Here is a 22,829-nt window from a genome sequence, read left to right as displayed (position 1 = left end):
AGCGCTTACAGCGTGAAGTCGTAATGGATGGTGAGCGGCGCGTGGTCTGAGAACTTGTCCGCTTTGTGAATACCGTGGCTGCGTGCTGTGGCAGCGATCGTGGGGCTGGCCAGGTGGTAGTCCAAACGCCAGCCCACGTTCTTGGCATAGGCTTGGCCCCGGTTGCTCCACCATGTGTAGCAATCATCCGTTGCAGTGGGTTCTAGCTGGCGGTAGACATCCACAATGCCGCCCTCGGTGGTGAGCCGGGTCATCCAAGCGCGTTCTTCGGGCAAGAAGCCCGAGTTCTTTTTATTGCCTTTGAAGTTTTTGAGGTCGATTTCTTGGTGCGCGATGTTGATGTCACCGCACAAGATGAACTCGCGTTGGCCTTTGAGCCCTTGCAGATGGGGGTAGAACTCGTCCAAGAACCGAAACTTGGCCTGTTGCCGCTCTTCGCCCGAGGAGCCACTGGGAAAGTAGGCGCTGATGATGGAGAACTTGCGTGACGGCGTGTCAAATCGGGCTTCCACGTAGCGCCCTTCACTGTCGAATTCGGAGGATCCATAGCCAATGATCACGTCGCTGGGGGTGTGCCGGGTATAGACGCCAACGCCCGAGTAGCCTTTCTTCTCCGCAAAATGGAAGTGGCCTTTGAGGCCCGAGAGGTGTTCAAAGCGACCCTCTACGTCAGGCGCTTGGGCCTTGACTTCTTGCACACAAATACAATCAGGCTGGGCCGCAGCAAGCCAGGCCTCTAGGCCTTTGGTGGTGGCAGAACGTATGCCGTTAAGGTTCAGGCTGGTCAGTTTAAACAAGGAATTCCCCATGTCAGAAAGTATTGCAACATCCCATGAACAAGCGCCAACGCATGACGCTTTGGCCGAAGACTTTGTTCAGTTTGCCCTAGATTGTGGCGTACTGCGGTTTGGGGAGTTCAAAACCAAAGCGGGCCGCCTGAGCCCCTACTTCTTTAACGCGGGCCTGTTCGACGATGGCGCCAAACTGGGCCGATTGGCCGAGTTCTATGCGCAGCGTATTTTGGACAGCGGTATCGAATTCGACATGGTGTTTGGCCCTGCGTACAAGGGTATTCCGCTGGGGGCTGCGCTGGTGGTGGAGTTAGCGCGCCGTGGCCGCAACGTGCCTTACGCCTACAACCGCAAAGAGGCCAAAGACCACGGCGAAGGCGGAAGCTTAGTGGGTGCGCCGCTGCAAGGGCGGGTGCTCATTGTGGACGACGTGATGTCCGCAGGTACCGCGGCACGTGAGTCCATTGCGATCATCAAAGCGGCAGGCGCCACACCGCATGCGGTGTGCATCGCACTCGATCGCCAAGAAAAGGCCACTGAGAACGGCCAAGACGTGGACTACAGCGCCGTGCAATACGTAAGAAGTTACTTAGGGTTACACGTGTGCGCCATTGCGAAGTTGAGTGATTTGATGCACTATTTGGCGCGCCGCGGTGGTGCGGCTGACGCGGCAGACCACCAAAGGGTGTCGGCCTACCGCGAACGGTACGGAGTTGAATAAGGGATGGAATGAAACGAGCAGCGGGATGGGTTTTTGTAGCGGCAAGCGTTGGGTGTGTGGCGGGGAACGCACTGGCGCAAACGCTACCAGAGCCGGGTGTTTACACCTGCATTGACGCCAAAGGCCGCAAGCTCACTGCGGATAGACCCATTCCTGAGTGTATTGACCGCGAGCAAAAAATCCTGAACCCCAGCGGTACCGTGAAGGCCAAAGTGGGGCCAACCTTAACCGCGCTGGAGCGCATAGAGCAGGACAAAAAAGACAAGCAGGCCGCTGATGAACAGTTGCGCATTGCAGAAGACAAGCGCCGCGACAAAGCGCTGCTGATTCGCTACCCTGACCGCGCTGTGCACGACCAAGAGCGCGCCGAAGCCCTGAAGCAAATTGCGGTTGTCACCAGTGCCGCTACCAACCGCCTCGATGAGCTCGCTCGCCAGCGTGTGGCGATTGACCAGCAGATGGATTTCTACAAGAAAGACCCGAGCAAGGCCCCTGCCTATTTGCGCAGGCAGGTGGAAGAGAACAACAACAGCCAAGCCGTGCAAAAGCGCTTTATCAGCGACCAAGAAGCCGAAGCGCGGCGCGTGAACGTTCGCTTTGATGACGAACTGATTCGGCTGCGCCGGCTTTGGTTGACGGTGTCTAAATAGCCAGTTTGGCGCGCAGCAAGTCGTTGACTTGTTGCGGATTGGCCTTGCCCTTGCTGGCCTTCATGATCTGACCCACGAGCGCGTTAAGCGCCTTCTCGTTGCCCGCCTTGAACTCCGCCACGTTCTTTGCGTTGGCTGCGATGACTTCGTCCACGATGGCTTCTAGCGCACCGGTGTCGTTCATCTGCTTGAGATCCTTATCTTGGATGATCTTGTCGATCATTTCGATATATGCAGCTAGATCTGCAATTTCCTTGTGCGATCTCTCGCACAAGGCTTGAAAGGCGGTTCTTGCTCCTCCGCCATTGATTTCCCCACTTGCGATGCGTTTGATCAATTCACCAACAGCAACCGGGTTTGGAACCTCTACATCATCAATGGCAATTGCCTGCTTGTTGATGAATGCCGAGACTTCACCTAGCACCCAGTTTGCGGCCAGCTTTGCTTGTCCGCTAATCTGTGTTGCTACTTCAAAGTATTTGGCCAAAGCTTGGCCTTGGGTGAGTTGGGTAGCGTCGTACTCGCTCAACCCGTAGTCTGCTACGAAGCGCGAGGCCATCACGCGGGGCAATTCGGCCATTTGCGCCCGTACCGTATAGATCCACTGCTTCGAAATGCATAGCGGCGGCAAGTCTGGATCAGGGAAGTAACGGTAGTCTGCGGCATCCTCTTTGGTGCGCATGGCACGCGTTTCGCCCGTGTCGGGGTTGAACAGCACCGTGGCTTGTTCAATGGCGCGGCCATCTTCAATTTGCTCGATTTGCCAGCGCACCTCATAGTCAATCGCTTGCTGCATGAACTTGAAGCTGTTCAAGTTCTTGATCTCGCGGCGCGTGCCTAAAGGGCTACCGGGTTTGCGCACCGACACGTTGGCGTCGCAACGGAAAGAGCCTTCTTGCATATTGCCATCGCAAATGCCAATCCAAGTCACGATCTTGTGCAGCTCTTTGGCGTAGGCCACGGCCTCGGCGCTGGAGCGCATGTCGGGCTCGGTCACGATTTCCAGCAGTGGGGTGCCCGCGCGGTTCAAGTCAATGCCGCTCTGGCCAATAAAGTCTTCATGCAAGGACTTGCCTGCGTCTTCTTCCAAGTGGGCGCGCACCAAACGTACCGATTTTTTCTCTTCGCCCAAGAAGAACTCCACCGCGCCGCCTTGCACCACAGGAATTTCAAACTGGCTGATTTGGTAGCCCTTGGGCAGATCGGGGTAGAAGTAGTTTTTGCGCGCAAAAATGCTGCGCGGCGCGATGTGGGAGCCCACGGCCAAGCCAAACTGAATGGCACGCTCTACCGCGCCCTTGTTCATCACCGGCAGCGTGCCGGGCAAGGCCAGGTCCACGGCGCAGGCTTGGGTGTTGGGTTCGGCACCAAACGCGGTGCTGGCGCGCGAAAAAATCTTCGACTGGGTCGAGAGCTGGGCGTGGGTTTCAAAGCCAATAATGACTTCGTAGCCATGCACCAGCGGGCCGGTGGGGCGGCCTTTTTGTTGTGCTTCGAATGTGTTCACAGTCTCACTCATAGTCAGAATCCTGCAGGCTTGGCCAGGTGGTAATCGGTGGCTTGTTGAAAGCGGTGGGCTGCGTTGAGCAGACGGGCCTCTTGGCAGTAATTGCCCAACAGTTGCATGCCAATGGGCAGGCCTTTGTCAGCGGCATTCGCGGCAAAGCCCACCGGAATGCTCATGCCGGGCAAGCCCGCCAAGGAGCCTGGCAAGGTGAAGATGTCGGCCAAGTAGTTGGCCACGGGGTCGTTAGATTTTTCACCCAATTTCCAAGCCACGGTAGGCGCCACGGGGCCTGCAATCAGGTCGCAGGACTTGAAGGCGTTTTGGAAGTCGTCGGCAATCATGCGGCGGATTTTTTGGGCTTGGAGGTAGTACGCGTCGTAGTAGCCGTGGCTCAGCACGTAGGTGCCAATCATGATGCGGCGCTTGACTTCATCGCCAAAGGCTTCTGCGCGCGTCTTCTTGTACATGTCGGCCAAGTCGCCATGTTGGGCCGCACGGTGTCCAAACTTCACACCGTCAAAACGGCTCAAGTTGCTCGATGCTTCAGCGGGCGCAATGATGTAGTACACCGGGATGGACAGCTCGGTGCGCGGCAGGCTGATAGGCACCAACTTGGCGCCCAGTGCTTCGTACTGCTTGAGTGCGGCGTCAACACTGGCGCGCACATCGTCGGACAGGCCTTCGCCAAAAAACTCTTGGGGCACGCCAATGCGCAAACCTTCAATCGAGTCATCCAGCGAGCGGGTGAAGTCTTCGGCCGCTACGTCTAGCGAGGTGGAGTCACGGTCTGGGTCGGGACCACACATGGCACTTAGCAGCATGGCGCAGTCTTGGGCGCTGCGTGCCATCGGGCCTGCTTGGTCTAAGCTGGATGCAAAGGCCACCATGCCGTAGCGCGATGCGCGGCCGTAGGTGGGCTTGATGCCGGTGATGCCGCAAAACGAGGCGGGTTGGCGGATAGAGCCACCGGTATCGGTGCCGGTGGCAGCAGGCGCCAACCGCGCAGCGACTGCCGCAGCGCTGCCGCCAGACGATCCGCCCGGAATGCGTTGGGTATCCCACGGGTTGCGCACAGGCGCCCAGCTACTGTGGCCGCTGGGCACGAGGGCGGAATTTTCGTTGCTGGAGCCCATGGCAAATTCATCGCAATTGAGCTTGCCCAAGGTCACGGCACCAGCCTCTGCCAGCTTGTTGACCACGGTGGCATCAAAAGGCGATTGGTAGCCTTTGAGCATGCGCGAACCTGCGGTAGAAACAAAGTCGCGGGTCACAAAAATGTCTTTGTGCGCAATGGGCACGCCGTCTAGCGGGCGGGCTTGACCAGCGGCAATGCGTGCATCGGCAGCGCGGGCTTGGGCCAGCGTGGCTTCGTGGTTGAAGTCCACAAAAGCGCCGAGATCGGCGTGGGCGTGGCTGCGGTCCAGAAAGTGTTGGGCCAGTTCCACGGCCGATATTTGGCGGGCAGCCAGCGCCGTGCTCAGTGCATGCACCGTGAGGTCATGGGGGGCGAGGGTAGAAAGAGGTGACGTCATGGGATGGGAAATGGGTTACTCAATGACCTTGGGAACCAAGAACAGGCCGCGCTCGACCGCAGGTGCACTGCGCTGGTTGGCCTCGCGTTGGTTGGTTTCGCTCACTACGTCGTCGCGCAAGCGCAATTGGATGTCGTTGATCACCGCGACAGGGTGGGCCAAAGGCTCGATGCCTTGGGTGTCCACGGCGCGCATTTTCTCCACAATGTCGAAGAAATCATTCATTTGGCCCAAGATTTTTTGGCTCTCATCGGGCTGAAGTTCAAGCCGCGCAAGATTGGCAATACGGGCGATGTCGGTGGATGTCAGTGACATGGTCTAAAAAGAGTGTGATTCAAAGGAAAATCGCCTCCGAAACGGCGTTTCAGGGCGAGTTATTCACAGGGTTCGGTTATTATCCTGCCTTTGGTGCATGTTCCGTAAAAACGCGGACTTTCGCACTGAACTACCATTTTTTTGTAACGATAAAACCATGGTGACGGGAGGCCGAAGTGCCTTCAGTGCCTGAGAGGAATAGTGATGTTTGGGTCTTTTCGTCGGTACTTTTCTACCGACTTGGCAATCGATTTGGGAACCGCCAACACCCTGATTTTCGTGCGTGACAAAGGTATCGTGTTGGATGAGCCTTCCGTGGTTGCCATTCGCCACGAAGGCGGCCCCCAAGGCAAGAAGACGATTCAAGCCGCGGGTAAAGAAGCCAAGGCCATGTTGGGCAAAGTACCCGGCAACATCGAAGCCATTCGCCCGATGAAAGACGGTGTGATTGCCGACTTCACCGTCACAGAGCAAATGCTCAAGCAGTTCATCAAGATGGTGCATCCCCGTGGCGTGTTCAAGCCCAGCCCGCGCATCATCATTTGCGTACCCTGTGGTTCTACCCAAGTGGAGCGTCGCGCCATTCGCGAATCCGCGCTGGGCGCTGGCGCCAGCGATGTCTACCTGATTGAAGAGCCTATGGCTGCGGCCATCGGCGCGGGCTTACCAGTCGCAGAAGCCAGCGGCTCCATGGTGGTCGACATTGGTGGTGGTACTACCGAAGTGGGCGTGATCTCCTTGGGCGGCATGGTCTACAAAGGTTCTGTGCGCGTGGGTGGTGACAAGTTTGACGAAGCCATCATCAACTACATCCGCCGCAACTACGGCATGTTGATTGGCGAGCCCACCGCAGAAGCCATTAAGAAAAAAATTGGTTCTGCGTTCCCTGGTTCTGAAGTCAAAGAGATGGAAGTACGTGGCCGCAACCTGTCTGAAGGTGTTCCACGCAGCTTCACCATTTCTTCCAACGAAATCTTAGAAGCATTGACCGACCCGCTGAACAACATCGTGTCGGCGGTGAAAAACGCATTGGAGCAAACGCCTCCTGAGTTGGGCGCAGATATCGCCGACAGAGGCATGATGCTCACCGGTGGTGGTGCCTTGCTGCGTGACTTGGACCGCCTGCTGGCCGAAGAAACTGGCTTGCCAGTGTTGGTGGCCGAAGATCCTTTGACCTGCGTGGTGCGTGGTTGCGGTATGGCGCTCGAACAGATGGAGCGTCTGGGTTCCATTTTCACCAGCGAATAACCCCCCGTCAGCGATGCCCGTACCATGCCATTAGGTACGCTGGACAGAGATCCCCCTCCCTTCTTTCGCCAGGGCCCGTCGGCCCTGTCCAAGCTGGCCGTCTTCAGCGCTTTGGCGCTGTTTTTGATGGTGGCTGATGCCCGTTTCAAAATGATGCAACCCTTGCGTCAGGTACTGGCTACTGTGCTCTACCCCGTGCAGTGGTTGGCTCTGCAGCCCGTTGCTTTGGTGGAGGGCAGTGTCCACTACTTTGACAGCCTGGCCACGGCCCAACAAGAGCAAGCCCAAGCGAGAAAGCGCCTCAACCTGCAGTCGCAACGGGCCAATCAAGTTGAGCCCTTGCTGCTTGAAAACGAACGCTTGCGCAAACTTTTGGGTTTACGTGAACGCTTGAGCTCACCGGCCTTAGCTGCGCAGGTGATCTATGACGCCGCAGACCCTTACACCCGCAAGGTGGTGATCGACAAGGGCATGGCCGATAACGTGGGGCTGGGTTCCCCGGTCTTGGACGAGCTAGGTGTGCTTGGTCAAGTGACGCGGGTTTATCCCTTTGTGAGCGAAGTGACCCTGGTGACCGACCGGGACCACGCCATACCCGTGCTCAACGTTCGCACTGGCGCACGTGGCGTAGCGTTCGGTGATACATCCACCCACGCGGATGCGATGGAGCTGCGCTTTATGGCCGCCAACGCCGATGTCGCGGTGGGTGACCTGTTAACGACCAGCGGTGTAGATGGTGTGTACCCACCAGGACTGCCGGTAGCCCGTGTTGAAAAGGTAGAGCGCCGTGTCGACGCTGTGTTTGCACGCATTTACTGTGTCCCACTCGCACTGGTTGCCGGTGCTGGCCATGTGATGGTGTTAGATCCCATTGCTGCAGCGGTTCCGCCCAGACCCGTTCCAGATGCGCCCACGGTCGGTGCCAAACGTGGAGATGTGCGATGAATGAACGATGTGTTAGGGGCCCGGAGGTGTTGACATGATCATGCGCCAAGGCCAGCAGCTGTTGCTGCCCGCGAATCCCTTGTTTGTGTGGGGTAGCTTGGTGGCGGCCTTGTTGCTCAACATGCTGCTGAACATGGGACCTTTGGGCCGCGCACCATGGAGTCCCGACTTATTGGCGGTCGTCTTGGTGTTTTGGACCGTACACCAACCCTTGCGCGTAAGCATTGGCGCAGCGTTTGTGTTTGGTTTGTTGGTCGATGCGCACCAGGGCGGGCTGTTGGGGCAACACGCGATGTCCTACACCGTGTTGAGTTTTCTTGCCATCACGATCCACCGGCGCTTGCTGTGGTTTTCTGTGCCGTCGCAGGCGGCGCAAATACTGCCCTTGTTCTTTCTTGCCCATCTCGTGCAGCTGGTGTTGCGCATGTTAGGTGGTGGTACGTTTCCTGGCATGTGGATGTTTTTGGCACCTTTGATTGAAGCAGTGCTGTGGCCCGTTGCCAGCGTTATCTTGTTAGCGCCGCAACGCCGTGCCCCTGACCCAGACGCCAACCGTCCCTTGTGACCATGGTGCGCGTGCTGCCCTTGTTTGTGTGCGTTGTTAGCCCCGCTGTTGCGGTGCCAATGGTTTTGCGGGGCCGTCGATGACCGAGCTGCGCAACGTAGAGATTGACCTCGCGCGGTTCAGATTGCGCGTGTTTGTGATGAGCTTGGTGGTGATCAGCTGTTTCTTGCTGCTGGCCGTTCGCTTGGTGTACTTGCAAATTTGGCGTCATGATGACTTGCGTGCCCAAGCGGAAAGCAACCGCACGTCGATCGTGCCTATCGTGCCTAACCGTGGCCTGATTTTGGACCGCAACGGCGTTGTGTTGGCCACTAACTATTCTGCTTACACCTTAGAACTCACGCCCTCAAAAAGCATTAACGTGGAGCAAACCTTGGACGATCTCGCCAAGGTGGTGGACATTACACCTCGCGATCGGCGGCGATTTAAGAAGCTGATGGACGAGTCCAAAAGCTTTGAATCATTGCCCGTGCGCAGCCGCCTGACCGAGACAGAGGTCGCGCGGTTTGCGGCGCAGCGGTTTCGCTTTCCTGGGGTGGAAATCAAGGCACGCTTGTTTCGCAACTACCCCTATGGAGAGCTGGCCAGCCATGTGGTGGGTTACATCGGGCGCATCAACCAAGCCGAGAAAGCCAAGATTGAAGACAACGATGACCAAGCCAATTACCGAGGCACCGAGTACATAGGCAAGCTAGGGGTAGAGCAAAGCTACGAAAGCACCCTGCATGGAACCACCGGGGTCGAGCAGATCGAAACCTCTGCAGGGGGGCGCGCCGTGCGCAAGCTCGCAAGCAACCCAGCTTCACCGGGCAATGTGGTTATTTTGTCCATCGACATCAAACTGCAAAAGCTCATCGAAGACATGTTTGGTGAGCGTCGCGGTGCCTTGGTCGCTATAGATCCAAAAACTGGCGAGGTGCTGGCTTTTGTGAGCAAGCCCACGTTTGACTCCAACTTATTTGTCGAAGGCATTGACCAGGAAAACTGGCAGTCCTTGAATGAGTCACCAGACAAGCCCTTGCTCAACCGGGCCTCGCGCGGGACCTATCCCCCCGGGTCTACCTACAAACCGTTTATGGGTCTTGCCGCGTTGGAGACCGGCACACGCGCAGCCACCACCATCATCAACGACCCTGGCTTTTACATGTTTGGGGGTCACCGTTTCGGTAGTCCGGAGAATGAGCGTGGTGGCCCCATGGACATGCACCGCTCCATCGTAGAGTCCAGCAATGCCTACTACTACTCGTTGGCCAACGAGATGGGCGTGGACGCCATGCATGACTTCATGGCCCCCTTAGGGTTTGGGCAGTTGACGGGCATCGACATTCAGGGCGAGGTGCGTGGGGTTTTGCCCAGCGAAGCCTGGAAGCGCAAGTACTACAAGCGCCCAGACCAGCAAAAGTGGTATGCAGGGGAAACCATTTCCTTAGGTATTGGACAGGGCTACAACAGCTTCACCATGTTGCAGTTGGCGCAAGCCACGGCGACCTTGGCCAACAACGGCGTGAAGCACAAACCGCAATTGGTCGTCGCCACGCAAGATGTATCCACCCGTGTGCGTGTGCCCGTGGCGAACGAGCCCCCGGTGGATCTCGGGTTCAAACCTGAAAACATCGCGATCATTCGCAAAGCCATGGTGGGCGTCACCTTAGCCGGTACCTCGGCCAAGGTGTTTGCCGGGGCGGGCTACACCAGCGGCGGCAAAACGGGTACTGCACAGGCGGTGGGCCTGAGTCAAAAAGAAAAGTACAACGCCGCCAAGATGGAAGAGCGTCAGCGGGACCATTCGCTGTATGTCGCCTTTGCACCCGCCGAAGATCCCAAGATCGCCTTGGCGGTGATTGTGGAAAACGCGGGTTTTGGTTCTGCTTCGGCTGCGCCGATTGCGAGGCGCGCTTTTGACTATTGGTTGCTAGGACAGTACCCCAGCGAAGAAGACCTCGCAGCTGTCAGCAAAGGCTTGGCTACGGTGCCAACCGGCACGCCACGCGTGGCAGCAGAATTGCCGTGGCCACCGCCACCGATTGCTCGCTAAGGCACTCTGAGCTCCCCTAGCGCAAGAATGCGTCGTAGCTGGTTTTGACAATCAAGGCCGAAACGACCGTAATGAACACAGCCCGCACAAAGCCCGTGCCGTGCTTCAAGGCCAAGTGCGTACCCGCCAAGCTGCCAAGCAAATTGGCAATCCCCATCGCAAGTACAAAATGCCACCAGATATAGCCCTTGAGGCTAAACAGAACAATAGCGGCCAAGTTGCTAGCCGTGTTGAGTAGCTTGGCACCGCCCGAGGCGTGCAAGAAGTCATAGCCCATCCAACGCACTAGCAAAAACACAAAGAAGCTGCCCGTGCCGGGTCCAAAAAAACCATCGTAAAACCCAATGCTGGTGCCCACCACGCAGGCCATCAGCAGCTCACGTCTGCCGCTAAAGCGCGGCGCATGGGTGCGCCCCAAGTCTTTTTTGAGCAGCGTGTAAGCCAATACGCCTACCAAAATCAGTGGGAGGAGCTTGCGTAAGAATTCTGGCGACACCACGGTCACCAACCAGGCCCCAGCAAGGGACGCCATGAAGGCCGCAAGGGCTGCAGGCAGCAAAGCCGCCCACGGTAGTTGCACCCGCCGGCTGTACTGCACGGTGGCCATGGCGGTACCCCAGACGGACGCGCCTTTGTTGGTGCCCAAGAGTGTGGCAGGGTGGGTCGTGGGAAAGACGGCAAACAAGGCCGGCACCAGAATCAAGCCGCCGCCGCCCACTATGGAATCTACAAAGCCTGCCAACATGGAGGCTAGCGACATTACAACGAGTTCCATAGGAAACCTTGTCTAGCAAGCGCAGTGTGCTATCAATAACGTAGCGTTATGCGCAATATGAATGGGCGATGCGGGCTGATTTGCCCATAAAAAAAGCACTGGACCAGCCAGTGCTTTTGAATCTGCATCTCTAGGTGCAGTGATTGTAATTTGTTGTTAGCCGTCTCCTCGGCGTCACTTCGTGTCGGTTCAGCTTGTTCAATCGTCTGCAGTTGCCGCCGCATCCATAGGATTAATGTACCTCTTCGGTAACTGCAGACACATTAGGACTTACCCTTCATGACGCAAGATGCGCGTGCGTAATCCACTGCGCCGCTTTCTCCGCAATCATGAGCGTGGGCGAGTTGGTGTTGCCGCTGGTGATGCTGGGCATCACGCTGGCGTCAACCACGCGCAAGCCCGCCACCCCATGCACCTTGAGGCGTGCATCTACCACCGCCATCGCATCGCTCGTTCCGCCCATTTTGCAAGTGCCCACGGGGTGAAAAATGGTGGTGGCAATGTCGCCGGCAAGCTTGGCAAGCTCTGCGTCCGTCTGGAACTGCACGCCCGGTTTGTACTCTTGCGGCTGGTACTTCTGCAAGGCGGGCTGCTCTACGATGCGCCGGGTCAGGCGCAAGGAGTCTGCGGCAACTTGGCGGTCTGTATCGGTGCTCAGGTAGTTCGGTGCAATGTGCGGCGCATCGCCAAACTGCGGGCTGGTGATGTGCACCGTGCCCCGGCTGGTTGGGTTCAGGTTGCACACGCTGGCGGTGAATGCGTCAAAGCGGTGCAGCGGCTCGCCAAAGGCGTCCAAGCTGAGCGGTTGCACGTGGTACTCCAAGTTCGCATAGGGTTGCGCTGGGTCGCTGCGGGTGAACGCGCCCAGCTGGCTAGGTGCCATGCTCATAGGCCCGGTGCGCTTGAACGCATACTCCAAGCCAATGCGCGCTTTGCCCAGCCAGCTGCTGGCCTGTGTATTGAGCGTGCTGGTGTTGCTCACCTTGAACACGGCGCGAATCTGCAAATGGTCTTGCAAGTTGCTGCCCACACCTTCCAACGCATGCTGCACCGCAACGCCCTTGGCTTGCAACAGGTCTGCAGGCCCAATGCCCGAGAGCTGCAGCAACTGGGGCGAGCCAATGGCACCTGCGCACACAATGACCTCTAGGCGCGCATGGGCCTGCACCATGGTGCTGCCGTCCCACACCTCCACACCGGTGCAGCGCAAGGGTGCAGCGGCGTCGGTGGTGTTGGGGGCCGTCAACAGCTTGGAGACTTGGGCGCTGGTCCACAGTTCAAAGTTGGGGCGGGCATAACAGGTGGGGCGCAAAAACGCTTTGGCGGTGTTCCAGCGCCAGCCCGCTTTTTGGTTCACTTCAAAGTAGCCTACGCCCTCGTTGTCGCCCCGGTTGAAGTCGTCGGTCGCGGGAATGCCCGCTTGCACCGCCGCTTGCGCGAAAGCGTCAAGCACATCCCAGCGCAGTCTTTGTTTTTCAACGCGCCACTCACCACCCGCTTGGTGGTGGCGCAGCACATGCCCGTACTGGGTGGTATCGGCGGTCAGTACCTCGGATGGCGTGGTGCGTGCGCCGTGGTGCGCATTGGCACCCTTGTAATGGTCTTCGTGGAGCTTGAAGTAGGGCAGGCTGCTGGCCCAGCCCCAGCTGGGGTCGCCTACCAGTTGGGCCCACTGGTCGTAGTCGCGGGCTTGGCCGCGCATGTAAATCATGCCGTTAATGCTGCTGCAACCACCCAGCGTTTTGCCACGCGGATAGCGCAGCGCGCGCCCGTTGAGCCCCGGTTCAGCGGCTGTGTTGAACAACCAATCGGTGCGTGGGTTGCCAATGCAATGCAGGTAGCCCACCGGAATGTGAATCCAGTGGTAGTCGTCCTTGCGGCCCGCCTCGATGAGCAGCACGCGCTTCGATGCGTCAGCGCTTAAGCGGTTGGCCAGCAGGCAGCCCGCTGTGCCAGCGCCCACAATGATGTAGTCAAACGTGGTGTCTTGCATGGTGCCCTTGGTGTCTATCGCAACAGAATTACAGCCAAAAAAATGCAGCAGCGGCTACGGCGGTGGGCAGCAAAGCCCCCAGCAGCAAGCCGCCTGCACCGATGGATTGCTCGGCAAAGCCTTTTTTCAACAACGCCACCCCCGCAGGGTTGGGCGCGTTGGCAATCACGGTCAGACCCCCGCCCGTTACCGCACCGGCTACCAGCATGTACTTGGCAGGGTCTGACATGCCCTCAATCAAAGAGCCCAAGTAGGTGAGGGCCGCGTTGTCGGTAATGGCCGTGAGCCCTAGCGCGCCAAAGAACAGGGCCGTGGGTGCTAGGCTAGACACAATGGGCTGCAGCCACCACTGCTGCATGCCGCCTAGCAGCACCAGCCCGGCCAAGAAAAAGCCCACAAGCAAACCCTCTTTCAAAATCAAAGGCGCTTGGAAGCGTTCGTAGGCCTGCGTGTAGCCCAAGAAAAACAAGAACAGTCCCAAGAACAAGACCGGGTGGTGCGCCAAGGTCACTACCGCCGCCAAAAAGGCCAAGTGCACTGCGCTCACAAACCAAGGCACATGGACCGCATTGGTGTTTGTTTCTGCAGGTACTGGGCCCAGGTGTTTGCGCAGCATCCACACCACAGCGGTGGCATTCACGACGACTGCGATGGTGGCTTTCCACCCAAAAGTGCGGGCCATGAAGGCAGAGTCCCAGTTCCAAGCGCCCGCAATCATCAAGACCGGGGGGGCCGCATACGAGGTGAGTGTGCCGCCTATCGAAATGTTCACAAACAGCACGCCCAGTGCCGCGTACTTGGTGCGCTCAGGCATCTCGGGGCGAAAGATCTGGGGTGCCAACATCAGCGCCGCCAGCGTCATAGCAGCTGGCTCGGTGATGAAGGAACCCAACAACGGCACGACCGCCAAGCCCATCCACGCCAAGACCACAGGCGTGGGCAAGGGCACCCCGCGGGCCACTGCGCCCAAGGCGTTTTGTACCGCCACCAGCACCGGTTTAGAAGCAGCTACCACCATCACCACAAAGACAAACAAGGGCTCGGTATAGTGCCGCGACTCAGCGTAGGCAATCGCCTGGGTGCTGCCCGCCAGCATGGCCATGCAAGCGATCAGCACAAAGGCCCAGAAGCCAAACACCACCTCCACCTCACCCAGCAGGTGAAACAGCCCGCCATGCGACGGGTGCTTGTGCGCCAACGATTCAAAAAACTTGGCGCAAAAGGTGTGCACCAAGGCAATGCCAAAGATGATGGCGCCAATGGTTTGAATGGTGGCGCTGTGGGTGATGTCGGTATTCACGGTGTATTTACTTTCCAGCCCATTGCGGCTTGCGTTTTTCTTGGAAGGCCAACTGGCCTTCGCGAGCGTCTTCGGTCAAGGTGAAGAGGGCAATTTGGCTCTCGGTGAATGCCATGGACTCTTCAAACGCCATGGCCTCTACGCGCTTCATGGTGTACAAGCCCCGGCGGATGGCTGCGGGTGATTTGTCCAACAGGCGGTCCAACAGCCATTGCAGCTTGGCGTCCAAGTCGGCATCGGCGTAGTTCACCAGCCCGTACTCCACGGCTTGCGCGCTGCTGATAGGCTCGCCCGTAATGCACATTTCCACCAGCTTGCGCCTAGGAATCAGGTGCTGCAGCACGCTCAGCACCTGCGCGGGAAACACGCCCACCTTCACCTCGGGCAGTCCAAAGATGCTGTGCTCAGCGGCCACCGCCATGTCGCACATGGACAGCAGGCCCATGCCGCCCGCCATGCAGGCGCCATTGACCCGCGCAATCAACGGCACATAGCTGGCCTTGGCGGCGCGCAGCACCTGGGCCAAATGGCCATGGGGTTCTGAGTAGTCGGTGGTAAACGCGTTAGCGCTCTGTAAGTCGGCCCCCGCACAAAAGGCCTTGCTCCCTGCACCGGTGAGCACGATGGCGCGTATGTCGCGCAAGGCTTGGGCTGCGTCAATGGCTTGCGCCAAGCTGGCCAGCACCTTGTGGCTCATGGCGTTGCGCCGCTCTTCGCGGGTGATGGTGAGCCACAGCACCGGGCCGCGTTGCTCAATGGCCAGTTCCTCGTGGGCAAAGCTGCTGGGGTGAACGGCGCTGGTGGTCATGGTGGGGGTGTCTCCTTTGTCCTATTTTGCGTGCAATGGGTTTTAAAACATGCCTGGGTCTTCACAGGGTGCGAGTACCATCCGCTACACACTATTTTCACAGGGAACTATGACCGCGGAGGATTGCACGCCACGCCTTGCATTGGAGCACACGCCACAGGGCCTGTGCGCAACGCTCTATGGTCGCTGGACAGCAGCCGACCTGGCCGACCCCGCTCAGTGGGCCGCCACGCAGCAGGCCCTCCAACCCGCGCAGCAGCCCGCCCACTGGGACCTGCGCAACCTGGAGCGCCTAGACCATGTGGGCGCCCAAGTGCTGTGGAACGCCTGGGGCCGTGCTTGGCCTGCGCATGTGCTCACCGAGGCGGGCCAGTTGGCCACGCTCAAACGCGTGGCGCGCTTCAGCGTGCCGCCCCCCAAGCACCACCGCATGAGCGTGTGGCGCGCGTTCCTGAAACTGGGCGAATGGCTTTACAGCATTGAGGGCCACGCCGTGGGTGCCGTGCGTTTGCTGGGCCAGCTGTTTTTGGACCTGCTCAAGCTCCTGCGCAGCCCGCACACCGGCCCGTGGCGTGACATCTCAGGCCATATGTACCGCATTGGCGCCACGGCCTTGCCCATTACTGCGCTGGTGGGTTTTTTGATTGGCGTGGTGCTGGCGTATTTGATGTCGCAGCAGCTGCGCCAGTTTGGTGCCAACGCCTTCATCGTCAACATCTTGGGCATCTCGCTCATCCGCGAGCTAGGGCCGGTGCTGGCCGCCATCTTGATCGCAGGGCGCTCAGGCTCGTCCATTGCGGCACAAATTGGCGTCATGCGGGTGACCGAAGAGCTAGACGCCATGCGCGTCATGGGCATCCCCCGTGGCTACCGCTTGGTCATGCCACGCGCATTGGCCATGGCGCTGGCCATGCCACTTATCACCGTGTGGACCACGGTGGCTGCCTTGCTCGGTGGCATGTTGGCAGCAGACGTAGTCTTGGGGCTCACCCCCGCCTATTTCATTGAGGCCATGCCCAAGGCGGTGCAGCTGGGCAACCTGTGGTTGGCCTTGTCCAAGTCGGTGGTGTTTGGCTTGTTGATTGCGCTCATTGGCTGCCACTTTGGCCTGCGCGTGCAGCCCAACACCCAAAGCCTGGGCAAAGGCACCACGGCGGCGGTGGTCACCTCCATCACCATGGTCATCTTGGTCGATGCCTTGTTTGCCGTGGTGTTCAAGAGCGTGGGGGTATGAGCATGAACTCAGCCCTCAACCCTAAGCCTCCCGTGGTGCAGATCGACAAGCTGTGGAGCGTGTTTCGCACTAATGGGGTGGACGCCTTGGTCCACAAAGACCTGGACCTCACCATCGAGCAGGGTGAGTTGCTCTCCATCGTAGGCGGCTCCGGCAGTGGCAAAACCGTGCTGCTGCGCCAGATCTTGGGGCTGGAGACGCCCAAGCGTGGCACCGTGACCGTGCTGGGGCGGCCCGCATCTGAGCTGGGCCGCGCAGGGGCTGCGAGCCGGGTGGGCATGTTGTTCCAACACGGCGCCTTGTTCTCGGCGTTTACGGTGCTAGAAAACATTGCGTTTCCGCTGCGTGAACTGCACACCTTGCCGGACGACTTGGTGCGGGACGCCGCCATGGTCAAGCTGCAAATGGTGGGCCTAGACCCCGCCCACGCCAACAAAATGCCCGCTGACTTGTCGGGCGGCATGATCAAGCGCGTGGCCTTGGCGCGCGCCCTCATCATGGATCCGCCCTTGCTCTTGCTAGACGAGCCCACCGCTGGTCTAGACCCTGACCGCTCCGACGCGTTTTGTACCCTGCTGCGCACGCTGCACCGCGAACTGGGCCTCACCGTCGTCATGGTGACGCATGACCTCGATACCATTTACGAAATCAGTACCCGCGTGGCCGTGGTGGCCGAAAAGCGTGTCATCGCCAACGCACCACCCAAAGACGTGATTGCGCTAGACCACCCATTTGCCCGCCAGTTCTTCTTGGGCGGGCGTGGCCTGCGCGCCATGGAGCTATTGCGTGCCCAGCCCGATGCGGTGTACAAAGACAACCCCTAGAAAGAACCATGGAAAACAAATCCCACGCCCTTGCAGCTGGCGCTTTTGTCTTGGTGATGACCGCACTGGTGATTGCCTTGGCCGCCTGGCTCACACGGGACACCACCGAGCAACGCCAGTTTGAACTCTCCAGCCGCGAAAGCGTAACTGGCCTGCAGCCCCAAGCCGGTGTGCGCTACAAAGGCGTCTCGGTAGGGCGCGTCACCTACATCGGCTTGGACAAAGCCACGCCCGGCAACGTGCTGGTGCGCATTGCCGTGAGCGACAACGCCCCCATCACCGAGTCCACCTACGCCAGCCTGGGCTTCCAAGGCGTAACCGGCTTGGCCTTTGTGCAGCTGGACGACCCCGGTACCTCCACCCAACCGCTGCAGGCCGCTGGAGCGCAACTGCCCCGCATTCCTATGCGCCCCGGGATGATGTCGCGCCTGACCGACCAAGGCAGCAACCTGCTGGGCCAGCTAGAGCAAGCCAGCCAGCGGGTCAATGGCTTACTGGCATCAGACAATCAAAAAACGCTCATGGTTGCTATCGACAACCTGGGCAAAGCCGCTGCCAACGTGGGCCAACTCACGCACCGTGCCGACCAAATGCTGGCCGCCCAAAACGGGCCTGACGGCATGAACCTGCCTCGCATGGTGGAGCAAGCGGGCACCACGCTCAAAACCATGCAAACCACCGCCGAGCGCCTGGCCGTGAGCGCCGACACCGTGCGCACCTCTGCCGCCGAGTTTCAGCGCACCAACCGCCGCATGAACGAACCCGGTGGCACCTTGGACAAAATCGCCCAAAGCACCGAAACCATGGCCGCTGCAGGCCAAACCCTGAACGCCACGCTGGTGCCCCGCATCAACCGCACGGTAGACGACGCCTCGCGCACCGTGCGCCAAGTGGGCCGCATTGCCGACTCGGTGAACGACAACCCCCAGTCTCTGCTGCTGGGCAAAGGCGCAGCCGCTCCCGGCCCGGGCGAAAGTGGCTTTGTGCCACCACCGCCCGCCCGCTGACGCACAGGCCCCGCGCCCCATTTGTGATGAATACTATGAAAAATATAGCTGCTTGCGAATATCCCATGCGCGCCAGAGCCCGATTTGCCTCTGTTTTGCCGCATACCTTGCGTGTTGGCCTCGTGGCGGGCTTGCTCTGGGGGCTGGCGGGCTGCTCGGTGTTGCAAACTCCCGCGCGCCCTGCCGTGTATGACTTTGGCCCCGGCGCCACCGCGCCCGTTGCCAGCAACCGCATGGCACCGTTGCCACCGCTGCTGCTCTCGGGCGTGCAGGCGGCATCGGCCTTAGACAGCACCGCCGTGCTGTACCGCCTGGCCTATAGCGACGCCCAGCAGCTGCGCCCCTACTCCCTGGCCCGCTGGAGCATGCCGCCCGCAGAGCTGCTGCGCCAGCGCCTGCGTGACCAGCTAGGCCAGCGCCGCGCGGTGCTCAACCCTGCCGATGGCGTGGTGCAAGGCGGCGCGGTGCTGAGCCTGCGCATTGAAATTGACGAGTTCAGCCAATGGTTTGAAGCCCCCGACCGCAGCACCGGCCTGCTGCGCCTGCGTGCCACCTTGGCCCAAGCCGGCCACGGCCCTGAGCGCTTGGTGGCCCAACGCAGCTTTGTGGTCCAAGAACCCAGCCCCACCCCCGACGCCCCCGGCGGCATCAAAGCCCTGAGCCTTGCGGCCGACGCCGTGATTGCCGAGATCGACCAGTGGGTGCAACAGTCGCAGCCTTGAGGGGTGAATGGTTGGCGTGAAGGCTGACGCGAGGCTAGTTCCGCGATGGGCTGGAACCCGACTTTCAAATCGTCGCCATGATTGGCAGTTCCCGACCCAATGTGGGTGCTTACCGTGCCAAAAGTCTCGCCACAAAGCTGCCGGTTGTCTTCGGTTGCCAACGACCGGTTTGGATGCAGCGCCACTGGGAAGCCAAAGCATTTGATCCGTGTCCAGTGATCTTGCTAGTGCGGGCAGACAGCTTTTCTACCCCACATTGGCAGCATTAATGCTCCAGCTAGTACAAACTGAGCAGCACAACATCTTTGGATTACCGGATGCGCCGGATGTCAGCTTGGGCAGCCGTTCACCGTTGACCGTTCAAGTAGACCGGCAGCCGGAACATTGGCTATTTCGATCTCTGTCGGAATCTGCAAAATATTTTTAAATCCGATGTCGATCGGCCGTTTGGCTGTGCATCACCCTTTCAGGAATGCGCAAGGTGCGCGGGCCGCTACCAATAGTTCCCGAAAGGATTTTCATGACATCAACCACCTTGGTGATTACCTCCAGCCCAGTCGGCAAACACAGCGTGTCGACCCTTCTACTGGATGACCTCTTGGAACGGCGCTCCAAGACCCATCCGCATGAGCGGGTCGTGGTCCGTGATCTTGCTGCAATGGGGGGGTCATTGCCGCATGTCGATGGCACGTTCGCAGACGCCATCTTCATTACGCCGGATCAGCGCACTGTTGAGCAGCAACAAGGGCTGACGCTCTCGGACGAATTAGTCAACGAGCTCATTGCCGCTACAACCGTCGTCATCGCAAGTCCCATGTACAACCGTACGGTCCCATCGTCCCTAAAGGCCTGGATTGACCACGTCGTGCGCCCTGGGCTCACCTTCACTTACGATGAGAAAGGTCGCAAAGGGCTGTTATCCGGTAAGAAGGCCATACTTTTATGTGCCACCGGTGGTGTGTATTCAAAGGGTGACGGCGTCGCCGAAGACTTTTTGGTCCCCTATTTGCGTTGCATTCTCGAGTTTATGGGTGTCAAAGACGTAAGTGTTTACCGTGCAGAGGGACTGGCTATTGACTATGAAGGCGCTGTCAGATCGGCGAAGGAACTTTTAGCCGTCGAGAACTGAATGAAGGTAAGTGAGCTGGCGTAAATCAAAGCCTTTAACCCGCGGCTGCTCTCTAAATGACAAGGTCGGCATGACTGCTTCAAAAAAGTTTTTGAAACAATGTCGATCGGAAGAGTGGTCGCGCATCACCTAATCAGGAACGCGTATGGTGCGCGGTCCCAACCTGGAGAACCCAATGCAATTCATGATTGTTTTTAAAGAGACCGATGCCGAAGTCGCACGCAAGGATGACCCCACTGCCGCGCCCGCCTACTGGGGTGCCTGGGGTGCATATATGAACGCCATGCAAGACAGCGGAATCATGGTCAGCGGTAATGCACTTCAACCTCCGCGCACGGCCACCCACATCCGCGTGGAAGGTGGCAAACGGCAAGTACAAGATGGACCATTCGCCGACACATATGAGCATCTTGGTGGGTACGTCATTGTTAAAGCGGACAGCCTCGATGAGGCATTGGAGTGGGCATCGCGCGCGCCTTGTGCGTCCGCCGGCAGTGTCGAAGTACGCCCCGTACTACCTCCCCCGACGGCCGCATGAGGGTTCACAGGAGCCACTGGAAAAAGATGAACCAATTCCTGACCTACTGCGCGTGAGTCACGAAGCGAAGGCTGCCGCCGAGCGGGTCGCAAGAGACTGTTACGGTCGTCTTGTTGCTCGCCTGGCTTGGCAGTGGCGCGACCTAGCCGCGGCCGAGGATGCACTGTCCGACGCGTTCGCGGCTGCTTTGCGGCACTGGCCCGAGCAGGGTGTGCCAAATGCGCCCGAAGCATGGCTGGCCACTGCGGCCCAGCGCCGCCTGCTTCATCATGCCCGCCACATCCGATTGACGCTTGATCCGCGCGTAATCGCTCTACTAGATGAAACTGAGCCCGAGGCGCCAGAGCCACAAGCAGTTCCCGACGCACGTTTGCAACTGATGTTCGTATGTGCGCATCCTGCTATTTTTGCCAACGTACACGCGCCGCTCATGCTGCAGGCCGTGTTGGGACTTGACGCTAAGGTCATTGCTAGCGCGTTTCTCGTCTCCCCGACAGCAATGGCCCAGCGCCTCGTTCGCGGAAAGGCCAATATTCGCGATGCTGGACTGAGGTTCGAAACCCCAGAAGCACATGAGTTACCCGCGCGACTGGCGGCGGTATTGGATGCAATATATGCCGCGTATACCTTGGGTCGCGGAGTTGTGGACAGTCCTGCGGAAGACCTGCGCGAAGAAGCTCTCTTTCTTGCCAAACTAACGGCGCAATTGCTGCCTAGCCAGGCTGAAGCCTGGGGGTTGCTAGCTCTTTTGCTACACGCTGAAGCGCGTCGATCAGCGCAATTCGATAGCGAAGGTCGGTTTGTGCCCTTGCATATGCAGAACCCTAAAGAATGGCGAGAAGAACTGATCTCTGAGGCAGAGGAAGCGCTTTGGACTGCTGCAGGGCTGCGACAACCTGGCCCGTTTCAGATTGAAGCGGCTATCCAGTCTGCACATGCCCAGCGCCGTGCCACAGGGCAGACGCCCTGGCGTGCCATTGCCCAGCTCTATGGAGTTTTGGTGCAGCACCACCCTAGCCTCGGTGCACGTGTCGGTGAAGCCGTGGCCCGCGCTGAGGCTGGCGATCCGCAATTCGCGGTGGGGTTGCTGGATGCGCTGCCCGCGGATGCCACCACTTACGCACCCTATTGGGTCGCCCGAGCACATGTCCTGAAAATGGCCGACGCTGACGGTCAAAGGGCTGCGCTTCTGAAGGCCATTGGACTCACTAGCGATCCGCGCGTTCGAGACTTCCTAGTTGCCCAATTGGGTTGAAGTTACAAGCTGGAAACTGCAAAAGATCAGAGTTCTGAACCAGCGAGGTCTCCCCTCGGTTTCAGTAGCACTGAGCTTTGGAGTCCTGAATCGAACCAGAATCCTGAGACTCCAAAGTAGTCACTCGTCAACGGCCGCTGCTGGCCTACTCCGGCATTTAACCTGTCCCAAATCTAAGACCGCAATCGCGGTAATGGCGACTAAAAAAGTCGCCAAAAAGGTATGCAAAACAACAGCCCAGATTGCGGCTCTCGCCTTACCTCCCCAACATCGGAAACAGCTTCACCAACCCATCCGACATCACCTCTACCGACAAGGCGGCCAAGATCAAGCCCATGAGGCGGGTCATGACGTTGATGCCGGTTTTGCCTAGTACGCGGGCAATGGGTTCGGCCAAGGAAAAGCAGATGGCGGTCGCGGCTGCGATGACGACGCCGTAGCCCAGCAGGGCGCTGAGTTGGAAGATGGTTTTGGCCTTCTCGGCGTAAATCACCACGGTGGACATGCTGGCGGGGCCGGTGAGCAGCGGTATGGTCAGCGGCACCACGGCAATGCTGGCGCCCATGGCGGCTTTTTCGGCACCGTCTTCGAGTTCGTGGGTGTTGGTCTTGGCTTCAGCGGGTTGGGCGTTCAGCATGTTCATGGCGCTGATCAGCAGCAACATGCCGCCGCCTACCTGAAAGCTGGCCAGCGAGATGCCAAAAAAATCCAGAATGTGCAGGCCTGCCAACGCGCTGATGGCAATCACTACAAAGCAACTGAATGACGACACCCACACGGTGTGGCGGCGCTGCTCTAGCGTGAACCCCTGCGTGTAGTGGATGAAGAACGGCACGATGGCCAGCGGATTCACAATGGCCAAGAGGGTGATCAGCGGTTTCAAGTCCATGCGGTGCTCCAAGTGTTACCGGCACAGACTGTGCCACAAGGCAGTC

At 59.0% G+C, this 22,829-nt stretch carries 22 protein-coding genes; 13 read left to right on the top strand and 9 right to left on the bottom strand.

The window, feature by feature from the left end; translation table 11 throughout:
- Positions 1 to 5 precede the first annotated feature (5 nt).
- Complete coding sequence (locus EXZ61_RS20740) at positions 6 to 797, bottom strand: exodeoxyribonuclease III (protein ID WP_142813824.1); 792 nt, start codon at positions 795 to 797, stop codon at positions 6 to 8.
- Between the two features lie 10 nt (positions 798 to 807).
- Between EXZ61_RS20740 and pyrE the strand changes: the two genes are divergently transcribed.
- Both pyrE and EXZ61_RS20730 read left to right on the top strand, forming a co-directional pair.
- Positions 808 to 1,512 carry an orotate phosphoribosyltransferase gene (gene pyrE / locus EXZ61_RS20735; RefSeq protein ID WP_142813823.1) on the top strand — a complete coding sequence of 235 codons (705 nt, stop codon included), beginning with the start codon at positions 808 to 810 and terminating at the stop codon, positions 1,510 to 1,512.
- A gap of 8 nt (positions 1,513 to 1,520) precedes the next feature.
- Entirely contained in the window at positions 1,521 to 2,162 is a 642-nt protein-coding gene (locus EXZ61_RS20730) for a DUF4124 domain-containing protein (RefSeq protein WP_142813822.1), read from the top strand.
- Here EXZ61_RS20730 and gatB read toward each other — a convergent pair.
- The 3 genes from gatB to gatC are packed head-to-tail and all read right to left on the bottom strand — an operon-like array spanning position 2,155 to position 5,516.
- Entirely contained in the window at positions 2,155 to 3,681 is a 1,527-nt protein-coding gene (gene gatB / locus EXZ61_RS20725) for an Asp-tRNA(Asn)/Glu-tRNA(Gln) amidotransferase subunit GatB (protein ID WP_142813821.1), read from the bottom strand. The two genes, EXZ61_RS20730 and gatB, sit on opposite strands and share 8 nt — an antisense overlap.
- Before the next feature lie 2 nt (positions 3,682 to 3,683).
- On the bottom strand, positions 3,684 to 5,201 hold the full coding sequence (gene gatA, locus EXZ61_RS20720; RefSeq protein WP_142813820.1) for an Asp-tRNA(Asn)/Glu-tRNA(Gln) amidotransferase subunit GatA: 1,518 nt from the start codon (positions 5,199 to 5,201) through the stop codon (positions 3,684 to 3,686).
- A gap of 15 nt (positions 5,202 to 5,216) precedes the next feature.
- Complete coding sequence (gene gatC / locus EXZ61_RS20715) at positions 5,217 to 5,516, bottom strand: Asp-tRNA(Asn)/Glu-tRNA(Gln) amidotransferase subunit GatC (RefSeq protein WP_142813819.1); 300 nt, start codon at positions 5,514 to 5,516, stop codon at positions 5,217 to 5,219.
- A gap of 204 nt (positions 5,517 to 5,720) precedes the next feature.
- Between gatC and EXZ61_RS20710 the strand changes: the two genes are divergently transcribed.
- The 4 genes from EXZ61_RS20710 to mrdA all read left to right on the top strand — a co-directional run bounded on the left by EXZ61_RS20710 (position 5,721) and on the right by mrdA (position 10,309).
- On the top strand, positions 5,721 to 6,764 hold the full coding sequence (locus tag EXZ61_RS20710; protein ID WP_142813818.1) for a rod shape-determining protein: 1,044 nt from the start codon (positions 5,721 to 5,723) through the stop codon (positions 6,762 to 6,764).
- A 24-nt stretch (positions 6,765 to 6,788) separates the two neighbouring features.
- Positions 6,789 to 7,709 (top strand): rod shape-determining protein MreC, encoded by a 921-nt coding sequence (mreC, locus tag EXZ61_RS20705; protein WP_142813817.1) that lies wholly within the window; start codon positions 6,789 to 6,791, stop codon positions 7,707 to 7,709.
- A gap of 34 nt (positions 7,710 to 7,743) precedes the next feature.
- The gene (mreD, locus tag EXZ61_RS20700) at positions 7,744 to 8,274 is read left to right on the top strand and encodes a rod shape-determining protein MreD (protein WP_142813816.1); all 531 of its coding nucleotides are present in this window, start codon (positions 7,744 to 7,746) and stop codon (positions 8,272 to 8,274) included.
- A 79-nt stretch (positions 8,275 to 8,353) separates the two neighbouring features.
- Positions 8,354 to 10,309 carry a penicillin-binding protein 2 gene (mrdA, locus tag EXZ61_RS20695; RefSeq protein ID WP_142813815.1) on the top strand — a complete coding sequence of 652 codons (1,956 nt, stop codon included), beginning with the start codon at positions 8,354 to 8,356 and terminating at the stop codon, positions 10,307 to 10,309.
- A 16-nt stretch (positions 10,310 to 10,325) separates the two neighbouring features.
- Here the strand turns inward: mrdA and EXZ61_RS20690 are convergent, their stop codons facing one another.
- The 4 genes from EXZ61_RS20690 to EXZ61_RS20675 all read right to left on the bottom strand — a co-directional run bounded on the left by EXZ61_RS20690 (position 10,326) and on the right by EXZ61_RS20675 (position 15,185).
- Entirely contained in the window at positions 10,326 to 11,084 is a 759-nt protein-coding gene (locus EXZ61_RS20690) for a TSUP family transporter (RefSeq protein WP_142813814.1), read from the bottom strand.
- Between the two features lie 277 nt (positions 11,085 to 11,361).
- Positions 11,362 to 13,077: a GMC family oxidoreductase gene (locus EXZ61_RS20685; RefSeq protein WP_142813813.1), complete on the bottom strand. Its 1,716-nt coding sequence runs from the start codon at positions 13,075 to 13,077 to the stop codon at positions 11,362 to 11,364.
- Between the two features lie 28 nt (positions 13,078 to 13,105).
- Positions 13,106 to 14,377 (bottom strand): putative Na+/H+ antiporter, encoded by a 1,272-nt coding sequence (locus EXZ61_RS20680; protein ID WP_237219024.1) that lies wholly within the window; start codon positions 14,375 to 14,377, stop codon positions 13,106 to 13,108.
- A 7-nt stretch (positions 14,378 to 14,384) separates the two neighbouring features.
- Positions 14,385 to 15,185: an enoyl-CoA hydratase/isomerase family protein gene (locus tag EXZ61_RS20675; protein WP_142813812.1), complete on the bottom strand. Its 801-nt coding sequence runs from the start codon at positions 15,183 to 15,185 to the stop codon at positions 14,385 to 14,387.
- 109 nt (positions 15,186 to 15,294) lie between these two features.
- Between EXZ61_RS20675 and EXZ61_RS20670 the strand changes: the two genes are divergently transcribed.
- The 7 genes from EXZ61_RS20670 to EXZ61_RS20640 all read left to right on the top strand — a co-directional run bounded on the left by EXZ61_RS20670 (position 15,295) and on the right by EXZ61_RS20640 (position 21,894).
- Positions 15,295 to 16,419, top strand: coding sequence for an MlaE family ABC transporter permease (locus tag EXZ61_RS20670; protein WP_142813811.1), 1,125 nt, complete (start codon positions 15,295 to 15,297; stop codon positions 16,417 to 16,419).
- Positions 16,416 to 17,243 carry an ABC transporter ATP-binding protein gene (locus EXZ61_RS20665; protein WP_425353593.1) on the top strand — a complete coding sequence of 276 codons (828 nt, stop codon included), beginning with the start codon at positions 16,416 to 16,418 and terminating at the stop codon, positions 17,241 to 17,243. Before EXZ61_RS20670 ends, EXZ61_RS20665 begins: the two co-directional genes overlap by 4 nt.
- A gap of 8 nt (positions 17,244 to 17,251) precedes the next feature.
- Positions 17,252 to 18,250, top strand: coding sequence for an MlaD family protein (locus tag EXZ61_RS20660; protein WP_142813810.1), 999 nt, complete (start codon positions 17,252 to 17,254; stop codon positions 18,248 to 18,250).
- Positions 18,251 to 18,285: 35 nt separating this feature from the next.
- Positions 18,286 to 18,972, top strand: coding sequence for an ABC-type transport auxiliary lipoprotein family protein (locus tag EXZ61_RS20655; RefSeq protein WP_237219023.1), 687 nt, complete (start codon positions 18,286 to 18,288; stop codon positions 18,970 to 18,972).
- Positions 18,973 to 19,492: 520 nt separating this feature from the next.
- Positions 19,493 to 20,101 (top strand): FMN-dependent NADH-azoreductase, encoded by a 609-nt coding sequence (locus EXZ61_RS20650; RefSeq protein ID WP_168224842.1) that lies wholly within the window; start codon positions 19,493 to 19,495, stop codon positions 20,099 to 20,101.
- A gap of 175 nt (positions 20,102 to 20,276) precedes the next feature.
- The gene (locus EXZ61_RS20645; RefSeq protein WP_142813807.1) at positions 20,277 to 20,639 is read left to right on the top strand and encodes a YciI family protein; all 363 of its coding nucleotides are present in this window, start codon (positions 20,277 to 20,279) and stop codon (positions 20,637 to 20,639) included.
- A 52-nt stretch (positions 20,640 to 20,691) separates the two neighbouring features.
- Positions 20,692 to 21,894, top strand: a complete 1,203-nt coding sequence (locus tag EXZ61_RS20640) for an RNA polymerase sigma factor (RefSeq protein WP_142813806.1) — start codon at positions 20,692 to 20,694, stop codon at positions 21,892 to 21,894.
- A gap of 256 nt (positions 21,895 to 22,150) precedes the next feature.
- Here EXZ61_RS20640 and EXZ61_RS20635 read toward each other — a convergent pair whose 3' ends face one another.
- On the bottom strand, positions 22,151 to 22,783 hold the full coding sequence (locus EXZ61_RS20635) for a MarC family protein (RefSeq protein ID WP_142813805.1): 633 nt from the start codon (positions 22,781 to 22,783) through the stop codon (positions 22,151 to 22,153).
- Positions 22,784 to 22,829 lie beyond the last annotated feature (46 nt).

Origin of the sequence: Rhodoferax aquaticus (assembly GCF_006974105.1) — a bacterium.
Lineage (GTDB): Bacteria > Pseudomonadota > Gammaproteobacteria > Burkholderiales > Burkholderiaceae_C > Allorhodoferax > Allorhodoferax aquaticus_A.
This window is presented reverse-complemented; position numbering and strand designations above follow the sequence as displayed.

Coding starts and splice junctions, on each gene's coding strand:
- pyrE (WP_142813823.1), top strand. CDS start 808: ATGTCAGAAAGTATTGCAACATCCCATGAACAAGCGCCAACGCATGAC.
- EXZ61_RS20730 (WP_142813822.1), top strand. CDS start 1,521: ATGAAACGAGCAGCGGGATGGGTTTTTGTAGCGGCAAGCGTTGGGTGT.
- gatB (WP_142813821.1), bottom strand. CDS start 3,681: ATGAGTGAGACTGTGAACACATTCGAAGCACAACAAAAAGGCCGCCCC.
- gatA (WP_142813820.1), bottom strand. CDS start 5,201: ATGACGTCACCTCTTTCTACCCTCGCCCCCCATGACCTCACGGTGCAT.
- gatC (WP_142813819.1), bottom strand. CDS start 5,516: ATGTCACTGACATCCACCGACATCGCCCGTATTGCCAATCTTGCGCGG.
- EXZ61_RS20710 (WP_142813818.1), top strand. CDS start 5,721: ATGTTTGGGTCTTTTCGTCGGTACTTTTCTACCGACTTGGCAATCGAT.
- mreC (WP_142813817.1), top strand. CDS start 6,789: ATGCCATTAGGTACGCTGGACAGAGATCCCCCTCCCTTCTTTCGCCAG.
- mreD (WP_142813816.1), top strand. CDS start 7,744: ATGATCATGCGCCAAGGCCAGCAGCTGTTGCTGCCCGCGAATCCCTTG.
- mrdA (WP_142813815.1), top strand. CDS start 8,354: ATGACCGAGCTGCGCAACGTAGAGATTGACCTCGCGCGGTTCAGATTG.
- EXZ61_RS20690 (WP_142813814.1), bottom strand. CDS start 11,084: ATGGAACTCGTTGTAATGTCGCTAGCCTCCATGTTGGCAGGCTTTGTA.
- EXZ61_RS20685 (WP_142813813.1), bottom strand. CDS start 13,077: ATGCAAGACACCACGTTTGACTACATCATTGTGGGCGCTGGCACAGCG.
- EXZ61_RS20675 (WP_142813812.1), bottom strand. CDS start 15,185: ATGACCACCAGCGCCGTTCACCCCAGCAGCTTTGCCCACGAGGAACTG.
- EXZ61_RS20670 (WP_142813811.1), top strand. CDS start 15,295: ATGACCGCGGAGGATTGCACGCCACGCCTTGCATTGGAGCACACGCCA.
- EXZ61_RS20665 (WP_425353593.1), top strand. CDS start 16,416: ATGAGCATGAACTCAGCCCTCAACCCTAAGCCTCCCGTGGTGCAGATC.
- EXZ61_RS20660 (WP_142813810.1), top strand. CDS start 17,252: ATGGAAAACAAATCCCACGCCCTTGCAGCTGGCGCTTTTGTCTTGGTG.
- EXZ61_RS20655 (WP_237219023.1), top strand. CDS start 18,286: ATGAAAAATATAGCTGCTTGCGAATATCCCATGCGCGCCAGAGCCCGA.
- EXZ61_RS20650 (WP_168224842.1), top strand. CDS start 19,493: ATGACATCAACCACCTTGGTGATTACCTCCAGCCCAGTCGGCAAACAC.
- EXZ61_RS20645 (WP_142813807.1), top strand. CDS start 20,277: ATGCAATTCATGATTGTTTTTAAAGAGACCGATGCCGAAGTCGCACGC.
- EXZ61_RS20635 (WP_142813805.1), bottom strand. CDS start 22,783: ATGGACTTGAAACCGCTGATCACCCTCTTGGCCATTGTGAATCCGCTG.